Below are 14687 nucleotides of genomic sequence, written 5' to 3'. Positions count from 1 at the left end.
TATGAACAAGAAGATTGAAACATATATCTATCAAAATGTAGAAAGAGTACACCTGATCAGGACCATGGTTTTGGTGGGGTTAAGTTTCATCCTTGTTAATCTATTGGAAATACCTCATGGCTCATGGGTGAGTATTACAGTGGTTGTACTAATAGGGCCGGTTCCAGAATTTGGAGGAATTATTCACCGTATTTTACAAAGAATATTAGGAACGGTGACAGGAGCATCATTAGGAGTAGCTACCTTGATATTATTTCAAAATAATGTGTTGATTCAAACCGTGATTATCCTTGTTTCGATACCGTTGTTTGGATTAGTTGTTTTCAAAAAATACCCTTATGCTTATTTGATAGGAGTGATGACGCTTGTAATTCTTCTAGGAGTCAATGAGAGCGAAGGCTTGGATACGGCTTTGTGGAGGTCAGGAAATATTATTTTTGGAGGACTAATTACTTTGGTTTTTTCTTTAATTTTCCCAATTCGTGGAGTTCGAGAATTAAAATTTGAGATGGCTCATGCTCTATCTCTGATTAATAAAGAGTACAAGAGCGTAGTAGAGGGAGATCTGGTAGAAGAATCCTATCTTTTGGAAATCAGTGATATTATTGCCTCTATTCGAAAGCAAAGAAAGATCATTGTTCACGTAAAGAAAGAGAGTGCTTATTTCAAAAATAAATCACAAGAATTAGAAGAAACAATGGTTATTCTTAGAAGGATGTCAGGCATAATTGAGTTATTAAATACGTCTACTTTCGCTTCTGAAATAGGTAATCAGTATATTTCTCAGCTTTACTCTATTAAGGAAAAGCATGAAATCTTTACATCACGTATTGATATGATGATTGATCAACTTTCGAATAATTCTTTTGAAGCACCCGAAAAAATCAATCTAAGATTAACTTCATCAAGAGAGGAGTTGGCCTCTTTAAACGATAAATATACTGATGATCATACACCACTTAGCCCATACAGTTATGTATGGCTGAACTATCAGTTTGGACTTCAAGTGTTTTTATTGGAAGATAAATTAAATGAGCTTTTTAATAGAGTTTGATTTTGTACAGTAGCATTTGTAGTTCGAGAGGACATTGCAATATAATGTTCATGCAGAGCTACACTTTAGAAGTACATTATAAAACCTTGTCTTTTTTGCTTCTTTTCTGTGTTAAAGTAAAAATGAAGAAGAAAGTTTGAAAGTAGATCGATTGAAAGTTGATGATAATTTAGTTTACAATGTGCTTAGTTTGTAGTGTGTGATGGATTAACTTGATAAGTGGTTGATTACGCAGGAAGCCTGATCCCTTTTTGAGGATGTTTACCCACAAATTGACTGAGGTAAGTTTTGATTTTAAGCGTATCTTCCTCAATGTTACCCGACGGGATTATATATTCCCCGAATACAATTCTTTTTGTTTTAAAGCACATACCCACCATATATATAGGAACATTGGCACCCATAGCAATTCTATAAAATCCAGTTTTCCAATTATCATTATAGGATCTAGTGCCTTCTGGAGTAACGGCCATGATCAGTTCCTCTCTTTGATTGAATTCTTGAATAACTTGATCAACTAATCTTGTATTTTTTGTTCTAACAACCGGAATAGCTCCTTGTTTTAACAAAAATCGACCTAATAAACCTTTGCAAAGCGTACTTTTAATAAAAAACTTCGCCTTAATACCTACAATATCACGTGCAGGTACTCCCACCATGAAATCCCAAAAACTTGTATGTGGTCCGACAACGACTACCATTTTTTTTACTTCATTTGGGAATATTCCTTCTACTTTCCAACCGGCTAATTTAAATAGCCAAATCCAAATTGTTCTCATTATGTTAACATTAGAAAAGTGCTAAATTATCACTAAATATTGATAAAGTCAGTTTAAAAGAGGATTTATTAACTATTTAGTAGTGCTATTAAGTGTATTTGGATCACTTATAACATCAAGATAATGTAAAGATAATGACTTATTCTTGTAACATTAGATCTCGACTTTTGTGATATAATTAAATGCTGAAAAAATGAAGAATCTATCTCTAAAATTCATAACAGTAATACTTTTTTATACTTGCATATTTACTACTAAAACAAACGCACAAACAAACACACTTAAAGGACAAGGAAGTGACACTATGCTTCCAGTAGTAGAAGCACTTGTAAATACATATTCATCCTCAGCCTCCATTGATGTTCAAGGAGGAGGAAGTTCATTGGGCTTCAGAGGGTTGTCAAATTATGCTGTACAATTTGCACTTTCTTCAAGAAAAGTGAAGTTAGGAGAGAAGGAAAAAATTGAAGACAAATATGATCACCTAATGGAAAAGGTGATTGCATTTGATGCTTTATCAATTATTACTCACCCTTCTAATCCGGTTAAGAAACTATCAGTTCAAACTATTGCAAAGATCTTTAAAGGTGAAATTACCAATTGGAGCGAATTAGGAGGAAATGATATTCCTATTCTAGTGGTCACTCGTGACGAAAACTCTGGTAGCTTTGGCTTTTTCAAAACTGAGGTTATGAGAAGTGCTCCTATGCGAGAAGGTAGTATAGAAGTAGGATCCAATTCTGCGGTAGTAGAAAAAGTAAGCGAAGAAGAAGGGGCTATCGGGTATTGTGGTATCGCTTATGTTGACGAAATTGTTCAACCTGTATCAGTGAGCGTTAATAATACAGATTATGTGTATCCCTCATTCAGAAATGCGCTTCAAAAAACTTATCCTCTTTCAAGACCTCTTTATTTATACTACAGAGATTCTGAAAAGAGTACAGTGCAAAGCTTTGTAAAGTTTGCTCTTTCAGAAAAAGGGCAACAGGTTGTGGCTCACAAAGGATACATACCGGCTTTCTAAACTAGATCCAACTATGAAATTATCACCTCAGAAACGACAGGCCAAAAGTATTAAAACAAGACTGGTCTGGTCATTTGCTACAAACTTACTAATTATCAGTGTGGTGTTTTTTGTGTATGCATACATCAAAAATACCACTACCAATGCTGAAAAAGTGGTTACTGATCTAGCTGCTGTATCCAATAAAATTCAGAAAATAAAAGCTGGGCAACAATCTTTCTTGCTAACTGAAACCATCAACCCGACTTTTTATGAGACGAAAAAGAACAAGTATATAGAAAAAAATAAGCAATTGATTGTTGAAATCAATGAACAGATTGATCAATTCTATGTCAATGAATATGTAAAGAGAGCAAATGTGATTGTTCCATTACGTAATCTAGAAAAATCGATTGCATTATATCATACAACTTTAGACTCTTTGGTTGCAGTACAACTGAAACGTGGTTTTAAAAGTTATGGTGTGGAAGGTGATATGAGACGTTCGGTATACAGTGTGATGAATTCAGGGTACGATCTTGATCAAGTCAAGATTTTATCCTTAAGAAGACATGAGAAAGATTACATTTTAAGAAAAGATCAAACTTATGCCAACAAACTATCTAAAGTGATTGAGAGATTGAAGTTGGACATAGACCGAACCGTATCTGATAAATATGGACGTGTTTATTTGAAAGGGGCTTTAGATAATTATGAAGAGTATTTCCAGAGATTAGTGACTTTAGATGCTGAATTAGGTTATTTCGGTCACGCAGGTATCAAAGATAATTTGAATGTTTCGTTGAATATTATCGAAAAAGATATTACAAAGATTTCAGAGGTAGTGAAAGAGTATGAAAGGTATTGGCAATCAATTAATATTGTCATTCTTTTTGTTTCTGCATTCAGTATAATTCTAGTTAATGCAATTCTACTTTATTATTTACTGAATCGTTTAGGAAAGCCTATCAATGAACTATCTAAATCAATTCATAAAATTGTGGAGGATAAATTCCAAGGAAAAATCTATACGATTAAAACGCAGGATGAGATTGGTGCACTTTCGAGAGACTTCAACTATGTGTTGGAGAAAATGAACGAAAGAAGTGAAGAAATCATTCAACAGAAAGAAGAATTAGCAACGACTTATGAGAAGATTGATACGATCAGACAAATCGGTAATAAGATCAGTAACCATACGTCGGTAAGCGAAATTATTGAGGAGTTCAACAGAGCATTGAGTAATGTATTGGATTTCTCATTATTCATGGTGGGGATTGTGCACGAAGATCAAATGCATTATCAGGGTTATGATAAAGAAGGAAAGTACTATGAATTAAAACGCTCTCTTTTGGATAATACGCACTTGGGGGTGACGTGTTTTAACGCTCAGGAAGCAATTATTTGTGAAGACTTTTTAGGTAGTACGCCAAATCCATACAAGCATTTATTACCCGTTATTACGCATAAAAAAGCGGCTTCATTAATCTACTTACCGTTGACAACACCTACAGGTAAAATTGGTGTTTTGGCCATTCATAATGATAGACCAAATGCTTACTCTGATGTGGAAATTAACATGCTTGGAAGTATTGTAGTGTACGCTGTTAGTGCCTTACAAACAGCGATGAACTATGAAGATATGGAAACGCAAGTTTTGAAGAAAACGGAGCAAATCAACAGGCATAGAGATGAATTAATGAGTAGTAACTTGTTGTTACAAGGTACATTAGAGGAGTTGGAAAAGAAGAATGCCCAGCAGACAAGCAGTATTCAATATGCTAAGAGAATCCAACAAGCATTGTTGCCAAACATTTCGTTGATTCGTTCCAAATTCCATGATGCATTTGTATTCTACAGACCAAAAGATATTGTAAGTGGTGATTTTTATTGGTTAGAAACAAAAGGAGATTATACTTACTTAGCAGTGGCAGATTGTACTGGTCATGGCGTTCCAGGTGCATTTATGTCTATTTTAGGAAGAGAGATCTTATCTAGTCTAATTAATTCAAAAGAACACCTTTCTCCTGCTCAATTGTTAGATGAATTGAATGTTAGAATTAGGGTAGCGTTGCAGCAAGAGAGAATGAACAACAAGGATGGAATGGATATCGGTATTTGCGTGATCAATAAAAGAAAACGTGAATTGACTTATGCCGGTGCTCATCATCCGCTTTATCTAGTAAAAAAGGATGCTTTAGGTAATCAGGAAATTGATGTGGTCAAAGGGGAACGCCAATCAATTGGTGGTCATGTGTTCAAAAAGAAGCAATACCAACCTTTCACCAATCATGTGATCCGATTAGATGATCCTAATGCACAAGTGGAATCTGTATACATGTGTACTGATGGCTATCAAGATCAGTTTGGAGGGGAGAACGGACAGAAATTCTACAAGAAAAATATGAGACAACTCTTCTTGGATGTGGCACAAAAGCCAATGTTTGAACAAAAGTCCATTATTGCAATGACCATCAACGAATGGATGCAAGAAACTGAAAAGCAAACAGATGATATTTTAGTAATTGGCTTCAAGCTTCCTCCTGTACAGTATGTAGGGAAGACGCTCGAAGACAAAAGTGTTGAAGATATGTTGGGGTTAATGTAATGAAAATTACATTTCCTCTTTTCTTTGGTATTGTTCTAAGGATTTGGTAGGAGTAATTATAGTTCCTCCTTCCCATAAATCAAGAGAATTTTTCTGTTCTCTTTTCACCTTAACAATTTCCTCCTCTTTCACCTGATCAAATTGATCGGGTGTTATTTTTTTACGCTCTAGCACCAATAATTCTCTTGTTTCAACTGAGCTCATGTGCAGATTTGTTTTTACTTTGATTTCCTCAAGTTTTTTATCAAACATAAAACGTTTTTGTTTCTTGAGAAGTGAAAGGTTTCTTTCAAAAGAGAATGAGATATCAACTTGATTGTAGATGTATTTTACAAAGTAATTGGTTTCTCCTTTTTCAAAAATCACCTTCATCTTTTTGAAGTTTTCAGAAAAGCCAATACCTAATAGTTGTATATGTTTTCCTCGTTTTTCAGGGGCATATTCAATATCCATTTGAAGTAAGGCGAAAGTTTCGGAAGAAACGAAAATCATTCCTTGAAAGTTACCCCCTTTTGGAGTGAAAGAAATTTTGTAAGCAACATCATTATCGATCATAGTAGCTCCCTCCAATTCAAAATTATATTTCCCTTTTTTGGTGATGAACTCTAAGTAGTCGCTGTCAATATCCGTCACATTATTGAAAACTTCTTTAATACCACTTTTTACATATTTTGTCTTAAAGTTGTAGTGAAGAGAGTCAAAAACATCGGGATTCAATGAATTAATAGAGTCACTTTCAGCTTCTTCTTCATCCTTTAATTTTGTACCAATGATGCCCGATTTAATTCTATAGTAGACATCATCATTTCCAAATGAGTTTTCAATATCTTCAGCTAAAAAATTAAGTGTCTTCTCTAATTCCTTGTTGATTTTTTGGAATGAACTTTCTTCCAGTGAGATGGCTTTTTTTGCGACAAGCTTATGTTCATCATCTCCGGTATACCAACTATGTTTACTATCAAGGTAATTGATAAACTCATCCGGAAGCATGGCCATTATTTTATCACTTTTGGCTTGATTGATTTCTTCAAAACTAGACTTTTTTAACTGAAAAGGGTTGTCCTTGTTCATGGTTGTTCGATGAAAACTATGAATAAAAAGCTCTTCTTTTACATTTTCCTTTTTATAGTTCTTTTCGAAATTCTCTTCTACTTTACTAATAATGTCTTTAACAGAAATGTTTTTAGAGGTGATCACAACTTCCTCAAGATTGATGACGAGCGGTTTTAATGCAACATTTAGGGTAGATCGCTTTTTGATATCCTTTACCAAATACTTAATGGTGGTATAACCGCCATAGCTGAAAGAAACAGAATCAGTATCTTTTAAATTGGATAGATTAATGGTATAATTTCCTTCGGCATTGGAAACAGTACCTTTTCCTTTTTCAGAAAATAGGATATTTGTAAAAGGTAATGCTTCTTTAGATTCAGCATCAGTAACTTGTCCTTTGATGAATTCTTGAGCGTAAAGGCTTTTAGTACTGAAGAAAATAAATAAAATGAAAACTAATTTTCGTAACATAGAGTAGTTTGTTTTTAAAAGGATATGTAATGAAATTTTATAAGATGGTACTTTATTTAAAGCTAAAATTTAAGTGATTAAGTAATCTTGACTTGGTTATCTTTACAATTTAGTGAATATTCTAAAGACCTGAATTTATGTAATAGGTCTTCAATCAATTTGACACTTATGAAGGTTAAATAGTACAAACTGGAAGCTGAATATAGTCATTTTTTTGTGAAGCTGTTTTCCTTCAATATTAACTTAAATAATATTAAACTGAAATAAAATCTTTCTTGCAACCTTTACAGTTTAACGTTGTCTTTATATATTGAAGTCCCTTGGGGATAATATTATTATCTATATTAATGCTATTCGTTTGAAAAACTATTTGCTATTTGTTACACTTATTTTTTCACTATCACTCTCCGCTCAATCTTTAGAATCTGAAAAGAACCTCGAAATTGATAGTTTAAGGAAAAATATCAAGTTGCAAGAAGTCAATGAAAATTACATCAAAGACCTCTTGTCTCTTTGTACGCTCTATAATCAGTCTGATTTAGATTCTGCATTATACTTTGCTGATCTTGCCATTCAGAATGCACTGCAGATTGATGACCAAATAGATCTACAAAAAGCATATCACCTCAAAGGCGTAGTTCATTATTATCAAGCGGAATACAGCGAGGCACTTAAAGATTATTTCGAATCTTCTACTATTGCAAAAAACCTTGGAGATACCTCTGCATGGAATGTCTCGATTCAAAATCTTGGAAAAGCCTACGAAGTACAAGGGGAACATGATAAAGCTTACAATTATTACAAAGAAGGGTTGGAATTATTAAACGATTCATCTTCCGCACGTTTGAGAGCTTTGGCCTACAGTAATATGGCTAATATTCTTTTCTATCAACAACAGTACGAAAAATCGCTGGCTTACCACAAAAAAGCCATTCAAATAAGAACTAAAGAAAAACAGAAGAATGCCTTGGCCTATTCTTACAACGATATTGCCATTGTTTACAGAATTGTGGGTGAAATAGGACAATCATTAAGAGCCTATAAAGATGCCTATGCGATCTTAAAAAGGTTGGACGACAAAAGGGGATTGACCCAAGTCTCAAGTAATATTGCCGGCCTTTATATTGATATGAACCGATTGGATTCGGCTTTACATTATGCTCAGCAAAGTTACGAGTTAGCCACTACTTTAGAAGCTAGACATGAGTTAATGGGAGCTTCGTCACAATTGTCAGAACTATACGAGAGAAAGGGAGATTATAAATCGGCTTTGAAATATAATCGTCAGTCTCATGCACTTTATGACAGTGTATTTACACAAGAAAAAATGCGTGAAGTTGCGTTATTAGAAACGCAGGTAAGGTTTAACGAACAGGAGGCAAAGAATAAACTCTTAGAGGAACAAAAAAAGGCACAAGAGGCAAGTATGGACAAACAGTTGGTGGTGACCATCGCTTCTCTAGTCATTTCTTTCTTACTGATTGGGGTGATTATGGTGTTTATCAAAGAGCGTTTAAAGCAAAGAGAATTGACCAAAAGACTGACAGCAGCTAACGAGCTTTTACAACATCAACAAAAGGAACTTGCACTTCGAAATAATGAAGTAAAAGAGCATAATGAATTGTTGAATAATCTCAATGAAGAAAAAAACCACCTGATAGGAGTAGTTGCTCATGATCTAAGAAACCCTTTGACTTCAGCCTTGACACTTTCTCAATTATTGGAAGTAGAACTGGATGGAGATAATCAAGATTGTGCTAAGGGTGTGAAAAATGCTTTGCTACGCATGAATGAGATGATTACAAGAATCTTGGATGTAAAAGCGATTGAGGCAGGGCATATGAACTTAAATATGAGTTCTTTTGATATCGATGAGGTAGTAGAGACTGTCGTAGAAAATTGCGAACACACGGCCGAGAAAAAAGAAATTCAGATTATTCAAAAACTGAAGCCTGTAACCGTTTTTGCGGACCCTAATGGAGTTAGACAAGTATTGGACAACTTGTTGAGTAACGCGATTAAATTCTCTCCAAAAAATGAGAAAATTGAAGTAGAGGTGAAAGTTTGTAATGAACAACAAGCAAGTGTGATCATTAAAGACAACGGGCCGGGCATTTCCAAAAATGATATGCAACGCATGTTTGGGAAATTTCAACGTTTATCAGCTAAACCAACTGGTGGTGAATCATCGACGGGCTTAGGATTAAGTATCGCAAAAAAGTTTATCGAAGCCATGAAAGGCGATATTATTTGCGAAAGTGAAGAAGGGAAAGGTAGTGCTTTTATCGTGAAAGTACCTTTGGATATTAAAAAAAGTGTAGCTTCCTAACAACGATTATTTTTTAGTTTTTGAAACACGACTTGGGTTATTGGCAATAAACGTAGACCAAGATTTTTTCTTAGCAGTGTTGACTCCATTTTGGAAAATGTGTGTGATGGCTACCCCCAAAGCATCTGTAGCGTCAAAGAGCGATTGATCATCAATTTTAAACTTCAGTAACTTTTCAATCATATTTGCCACCTGCTCTTTTGAAGCATTACCATTGCCTGTAACGGCTGATTTTACTTTTTTGGGAGCATACTCAGTAATCGGGATATCCCTCATTAGGGCGGCAGACATCGCTACTCCTTGTGCTCTTCCAAGTTTTAAAGCAGACTGTACATTTTGTCCCACAAAAGGAGCTTCCAAAGCCACTTCATCCGGAGCATATTCCTCTAATATAGACGTAATTCGCTCGTGGATTTTCTTTAATTTTAAAGCATGAGAAGAGTATTTTTTTAGGTGAATCACTCCATATTGAATCAATGTTAGCTTTTGTCCTTTGGCTAAAATAAGACCATAACCCATCACTTGAGTACCTGGGTCAATACCTAAAACTAATTTTTCTTTTACAGTGGCTAACATCTATTCTCTCCTTTAAATAAAAATGCAAATTAAATGAATTCAACTTGAAGTTCATGTTTAGGAGAAGGTTTTTTTGAGGGTTTTGGGTATTATATAACATATCATTTCTACCTTAATTATTAAATTTTCAAGAAAAGTAATACTATCCGTTTGGTATGAATATGGCGGGTATTGAGAGGTATAGTTTCTAAAGGTATTGGTGATACTTAATTGAAAAAGGCTAACAAATTTATGGTAAACTCTACAAACCCCAAAAAATGGATTTAGATGCACAACTAAATGGTACCAAACAAAAATTAAATGAAGCACGGTATTTAATAAGTCTGCAATTGAAAATGTAGGAAATAATGTAAAAGAAGTTTTTGGTGGAGCTGGTGGTGAGCAGTAAAACAAAGTTTTAATGATAAAAAAGATAGAGAAGGTATTTTCAAACTTTGGTAATTATGGACAAAAATAAAAATATTTTAATATATACATTTAGTGCAATACTATTTACATATTTACTTATTTATAGACCAATAAAAAAGCAAAGAATAAAGGAAACAGGAGATATTTCATTTTGTAATATTATAAATACAGGAAGTAATACAACTCTTGAATATCGGACTGATAGAGGTCTATATTTTAGAAAAAAAAGAAGTAGGCCTTATAGATATTTATGTGTCGGTGAGAAATATAATATTGCAATTTCGAAAGACGATATCGGTGATATATGGGTTTTTTGGGATAAGCCAATATTTGATAAAAAAGAATATTTCAAAATAAAACCTATAGAAGTATCATCTCATTTTAGATGGAGAGGTAATAATGCTATTTTTTTTAAGTATCAAGTTCATGGTGAGACGATAAAGAGGTATCAACTTGCACCAGACAATTTTATTTTTGACTTAAACCTTAATGATTATATCATCTATGTAAATCGTGATAATAATAAAATTGCTTACATTGAAATGATTGAATAGCTTTCTCTGACTTTGCTTCAGGTTTACTGAATTCTAAGTCAGTCAAAATTTTAGAAGAGGGTAATGCAGCACAAAAAGTAGTTAAAAAATTCAGGACAGGTAGTAATAACCACACAAAAGCACCCAATGCAATAAATGTAAGCAATCGGCATTGAATCAGTAATTCAAGGTAATGAAAAAATTATGAATATATATGTTTCTGGTACAGCAAATTATACTAATGATAAAGCAAAGAATTCTGAACTAAGTAAAATTTTAAAACAATAGGAAATGCAAAAAAAAGATAAGTTAAGTTTATCTATAATTTCAATAATTCTAATTGGTTTTGCTTTGTTTTATATTCATATAAATCAAAAGGATAAGCTAATTATAGCTAATGGTAACAGTACAATAGCTAAAGTTATTGGTATTATCGGTAATGACGCAGTATATATTTATAATGTAAATGATGTTGAATATAAAACACGAAAAAACTTTTCAAATGAATTGTTTACATCTGAAAAATTATATGTCAAATATAATGTTGATGATCCAAGTTATTCTTTAATTATTTATAATAAACATATTATAGATGATGTAGAAAATTTTGATTCAGTTCAAATTGAAAAACTTAGAGTTAGTGAATATAACCTAAGCTACGACTATAAAGTTAAAGATCGTTTATATCATAGATCTTTAGAATCTAATAGAAATTGGAAAAAGATAAATCAAAAGGATAATTATGTGATTTATAAGAAGTCAAATCCTAAAATTTCATATATCAGTGGACCTAATATTATTTATTTAAAGGAATAAATTCCCTACCCCCCCCCACTGTTCTAAGTATCAAGCCGTCAGGCGTTACTTAGAACTAGGCTATAGAATAAGTTTCCAACTTATAACTTCAAATAAAAAAGAGGATAGTTAAAACATAAAGGTCAATTTTTGATAACTATATATTCAAAATTGACCTTTATCTACTTTTATGTAGAAAGTTGTTTTTGGGAGTCCAAGTTCTCAGGGAATTTCACGAATCTCTATCCGGTTGAGATTGTCACCTTCCTAAGGTTGAGGTGTGCCACATTATAATGGGGGCATATGCATCCATTTGTTTTCTTACTATCAAAAAGGGTCATTTTTGATACGTTCTTATCAAGAAACGACCAGAAAAATTAGATAAAAAAATGAGGTCTCTGACCAAGAGACCCCTCTCACAGAATAACTGTGATAAACCACCCAAATATTTTTAAAATTATTATGCTGCTTTAATATTATCTCTTCCCCAAATTGCGGCTTCTTCTGGAGATTCGAATAATTTTATTTTAAAACTGGTTTCATTTTCAAGTAAGTGTTCTAGATTGATGATCGAAAACCTTGTGAACGGATCACAGTCGTCTTCGATGATTACTCCAAAATGTTTTACTTTCAATAGTAGTATTTTTGGGATAAACCAACTTACTAACCAAGGGTTTGATGACATCCATCCGCTTTTAACGAATCGAGCATCTAATAGTACAACCGCTGGCTTTCCACTTTGGATATCTTTTAGCGTACTTTCAAGGTTTTCTGTAAAAGCATCCGGTTGAAAAAAGCCCCTCATACGTATGGTGAGCGTATTATTTCTGCTGTTGATATCCGTGGTAAAGTTGGTCATAATAATATTAGGTTTATGTAAAACAGTTATTCAGATTGTTTGCATCTATTACATCTGTTTTCTCTTTTTTGTTCAATTATGGAATAATAAAGCATGTAAGGAATTTACGTTGGAAATGCCTTTTATTCCTCAAAAAGGAAACATTATCTTTTCTTCTAAAACGGTTATTGAGGGGAAATGGCTTTTGAAATAAGGTTTTATGTTGAAAAATGACTCAAAACCTAAATTGTTTACATGTGGTATTTTGTCAAGAAAATGGCACCATAACCTATCTCTTTTTTTCAATTTACGGAAGGTTATTTTCTTTTGGAGCAATCAGAAATAAGAGTTTGAAACCTATTTTTAATTAAAAAACGATGAATTTATAAACTATTTTGACGTGTCTCTGATCATTGAATTTTCAAAAATGCCTTGAATGATCCTTAAAAAGTGAAATTTTCCCTCTAAAATTTAGGATTCCTAAAGGTACTTAGAGTCAGAATATCCAAAAAACATAGATTTGAGAAATATTATGGAATAATCTCGACAATAATTTTAAGATACCTTTGAAATATCCTTAAATTTGGACCTTCAGAAAAGTGAACAAAAATTTATGGCACAAATAGATATTATCGAAAAATATTTTCCTGATTTAACTTCAGTACAAAAAAATCAATTTGCACAGTTGAGAGACCTCTATGCAGAATGGAATGAGAAGGTCAATGTTATTTCAAGAAAAGATATTGATAACTTATACGAACGTCACGTATTACACTCATTAAGTATTGCTAAGATTATCGAGTTTAAGCCAGGTACTGAAATCTTAGATGTAGGGACAGGAGGAGGATTTCCGGGAATTCCTTTAGCCATATTTTTTCCAAATGTAAAGTTTCACCTTGTAGACTCTATTGCAAAGAAGGTTAACGTGGTCAATGAAATTGCAAAGACAATTGGTTTGACAAATGTGAAGGCGGAGCAAATGAGAGCCGAAAAAGTAGATGGAGAGTATGACTTTATCGTATCAAGAGCCGTAACAAGAATTGACGTGCTTTTAAGATGGGTAAGATCTAAAGTAGCTTTCCAACAAGGACATGAGCTGAATAACGGTATTATTTGTTTGAAAGGAGGAGATTTGACAGAAGAGTTCTCCAAATTAAACAAAAAGAAATACAAGTTGTTTGATATGAAAGACCTCTACGAGGAGGATTTCTTTGAGACAAAAAAGATTGCTTACGTTCCAGTTACGAAGAATAAATAATATATGCCGAAGGTATTAGGGGATTTTCAACGTCCTGTGAAGGACCAAATGATTGAATTCGAAAAGAAGTTCCGCTATTTTATGAAAAGCGATGTAGCGCTGTTAGACCGTATCATGAGCTACATTGTGAAAAGTAAAGGAAAGCAGATGAGACCTATCATGGTATTTTTGACTGCTGGAGCAACTGGAAAAATTATAGATCAAACCTACAGAGGAGCTGCTTTAATTGAATTATTGCACACGGCCACATTAGTACATGACGATGTGGTAGATGATGCAGATTACAGAAGAGGCTTCTTTTCCATTAAAGCATTATGGAAAAATAAAACTGCCGTTCTTGTGGGAGATTATCTCTTATCAAAAGGCTTATTGTTGTCTGTTGAAAATGAAGATTTTGAATTGCTGAAATACGTGTCAACTGCCGTTCGTGAAATGAGTGAAGGGGAATTGATGCAGATTGAAAAAGCAAGACGATTAGACATCACTGAAGATGTTTACTTTGAAATCATCAGACAAAAGACAGCTACTTTGATAGCGGCTTGTACTGCAGTGGGGGCTTCATCGGCAGGAGCATCTCAGGAGATTGTAGACAAAATGCGACTCATGGGGGAGAAAATCGGTATTGCTTTTCAGATCAAAGACGATTTGTTTGATTATGGAACAGATGAGATTGGAAAACCTCTTGGCATTGATATTAAAGAAAAGAAAATGACACTACCTCTGATCTATGCATTGAACAATGCTGGATGGTTAAAAAAGAGAGAAATCATTTTTAAAATAAAGACTCAAAATACAAACCAGAAAGTAGTCCGTGAGATTATTGAGTTTGTAAGACAATCAGGTGGTTTGGAATATGCAGAAAAAACCATGCATGAATACATTAAGGAAGGGAGACAAATTCTTGATGAATTACCTGATTCAGAATACCGTCAAGCTTTGCATGAGTTGATTACTTATGTTGTGGAGAGAAAGAAATAAGAGG

12 protein-coding genes are annotated in these 14687 nt (G+C 33.5%); 8 read left to right on the top strand and 4 right to left on the bottom strand.

Going from position 1 to position 14687, the window contains the following annotated elements:
- The first annotated feature begins 1 nt into the window (after position 1).
- The gene (locus IC221_RS15780) at positions 2-1054 is read left to right on the top strand and encodes an FUSC family protein (protein ID WP_188169893.1); all 1053 of its coding nucleotides are present in this window, start codon (positions 2-4) and stop codon (positions 1052-1054) included.
- Between the two features lie 227 nt (positions 1055-1281).
- Here the strand turns inward: IC221_RS15780 and IC221_RS15775 are convergent, their stop codons facing one another.
- Complete coding sequence (locus IC221_RS15775) at positions 1282-1833, bottom strand: 1-acyl-sn-glycerol-3-phosphate acyltransferase (RefSeq protein ID WP_188169892.1); 552 nt, start codon at positions 1831-1833, stop codon at positions 1282-1284.
- Between the two features lie 193 nt (positions 1834-2026).
- On the opposite strand from IC221_RS15775, the gene IC221_RS15770 reads away from it, so the two are divergent.
- Both IC221_RS15770 and IC221_RS15765 read left to right on the top strand, forming a co-directional pair.
- The gene (locus tag IC221_RS15770; protein ID WP_188169891.1) at positions 2027-2857 is read left to right on the top strand and encodes a phosphate ABC transporter substrate-binding protein; all 831 of its coding nucleotides are present in this window, start codon (positions 2027-2029) and stop codon (positions 2855-2857) included.
- Positions 2858-2870: 13 nt separating this feature from the next.
- Positions 2871-5444 (top strand): SpoIIE family protein phosphatase, encoded by a 2574-nt coding sequence (locus IC221_RS15765; protein WP_188169890.1) that lies wholly within the window; start codon positions 2871-2873, stop codon positions 5442-5444.
- A 6-nt stretch (positions 5445-5450) separates the two neighbouring features.
- Here IC221_RS15765 and IC221_RS15760 read toward each other — a convergent pair whose 3' ends face one another.
- The gene (locus IC221_RS15760) at positions 5451-6968 is read right to left on the bottom strand and encodes a carboxypeptidase-like regulatory domain-containing protein (RefSeq protein WP_188169889.1); all 1518 of its coding nucleotides are present in this window, start codon (positions 6966-6968) and stop codon (positions 5451-5453) included.
- Between the two features lie 358 nt (positions 6969-7326).
- Between IC221_RS15760 and IC221_RS15755 the strand changes: the two genes are divergently transcribed.
- Positions 7327-9297: an ATP-binding protein gene (locus IC221_RS15755; protein ID WP_188169888.1), complete on the top strand. Its 1971-nt coding sequence runs from the start codon at positions 7327-7329 to the stop codon at positions 9295-9297.
- A gap of 6 nt (positions 9298-9303) precedes the next feature.
- Here IC221_RS15755 and ruvC read toward each other — a convergent pair whose 3' ends face one another.
- Positions 9304-9873: a crossover junction endodeoxyribonuclease RuvC gene (gene ruvC / locus IC221_RS15750; RefSeq protein WP_188169887.1), complete on the bottom strand. Its 570-nt coding sequence runs from the start codon at positions 9871-9873 to the stop codon at positions 9304-9306.
- A gap of 443 nt (positions 9874-10316) precedes the next feature.
- On the opposite strand from ruvC, the gene IC221_RS15745 reads away from it, so the two are divergent.
- Complete coding sequence (locus IC221_RS15745) at positions 10317-10835, top strand: hypothetical protein (protein WP_188169886.1); 519 nt, start codon at positions 10317-10319, stop codon at positions 10833-10835.
- Between the two features lie 270 nt (positions 10836-11105).
- The gene (locus IC221_RS15740; RefSeq protein ID WP_188169885.1) at positions 11106-11630 is read left to right on the top strand and encodes a hypothetical protein; all 525 of its coding nucleotides are present in this window, start codon (positions 11106-11108) and stop codon (positions 11628-11630) included.
- 439 nt (positions 11631-12069) lie between these two features.
- On the opposite strand, the gene IC221_RS15735 is transcribed toward IC221_RS15740, so the two are convergent.
- On the bottom strand, positions 12070-12468 hold the full coding sequence (locus IC221_RS15735) for a hypothetical protein (RefSeq protein WP_044209734.1): 399 nt from the start codon (positions 12466-12468) through the stop codon (positions 12070-12072).
- A 592-nt stretch (positions 12469-13060) separates the two neighbouring features.
- On the opposite strand from IC221_RS15735, the gene rsmG reads away from it, so the two are divergent.
- Positions 13061-13705, top strand: a complete 645-nt coding sequence (gene rsmG / locus IC221_RS15730) for a 16S rRNA (guanine(527)-N(7))-methyltransferase RsmG (protein WP_044209780.1) — start codon at positions 13061-13063, stop codon at positions 13703-13705.
- Positions 13706-13708: 3 nt separating this feature from the next.
- Positions 13709-14683, top strand: a complete 975-nt coding sequence (locus IC221_RS15725; RefSeq protein WP_188169884.1) for a polyprenyl synthetase family protein — start codon at positions 13709-13711, stop codon at positions 14681-14683.
- The last annotated feature ends 4 nt before the right edge of the window (positions 14684-14687 follow it).

Origin of the sequence: Flammeovirga sp. EKP202 (genome assembly GCF_014534745.1) — a bacterium.
GTDB lineage: Bacteria > Bacteroidota > Bacteroidia > Cytophagales > Flammeovirgaceae > Flammeovirga.
This window is presented reverse-complemented; position numbering and strand designations above follow the sequence as displayed.

Bases quoted from the DNA above. Each gene is read 5' to 3' on its own strand.
- IC221_RS15780 (WP_188169893.1), top strand. From the start codon at position 2: ATGAACAAGAAGATTGAAACATATATCTATCAAAATGTAGAAAGAGTA.
- IC221_RS15775 (WP_188169892.1), bottom strand. From the start codon at position 1,833: ATGAGAACAATTTGGATTTGGCTATTTAAATTAGCCGGTTGGAAAGTA.
- IC221_RS15770 (WP_188169891.1), top strand. From the start codon at position 2,027: ATGAAGAATCTATCTCTAAAATTCATAACAGTAATACTTTTTTATACT.
- IC221_RS15765 (WP_188169890.1), top strand. From the start codon at position 2,871: ATGAAATTATCACCTCAGAAACGACAGGCCAAAAGTATTAAAACAAGA.
- IC221_RS15760 (WP_188169889.1), bottom strand. From the start codon at position 6,968: ATGTTACGAAAATTAGTTTTCATTTTATTTATTTTCTTCAGTACTAAA.
- ruvC (WP_188169887.1), bottom strand. From the start codon at position 9,873: ATGTTAGCCACTGTAAAAGAAAAATTAGTTTTAGGTATTGACCCAGGT.
- IC221_RS15745 (WP_188169886.1), top strand. From the start codon at position 10,317: ATGGACAAAAATAAAAATATTTTAATATATACATTTAGTGCAATACTA.
- IC221_RS15740 (WP_188169885.1), top strand. From the start codon at position 11,106: ATGCAAAAAAAAGATAAGTTAAGTTTATCTATAATTTCAATAATTCTA.
- IC221_RS15735 (WP_044209734.1), bottom strand. From the start codon at position 12,468: ATGACCAACTTTACCACGGATATCAACAGCAGAAATAATACGCTCACC.
- rsmG (WP_044209780.1), top strand. From the start codon at position 13,061: ATGGCACAAATAGATATTATCGAAAAATATTTTCCTGATTTAACTTCA.
- IC221_RS15725 (WP_188169884.1), top strand. From the start codon at position 13,709: ATGCCGAAGGTATTAGGGGATTTTCAACGTCCTGTGAAGGACCAAATG.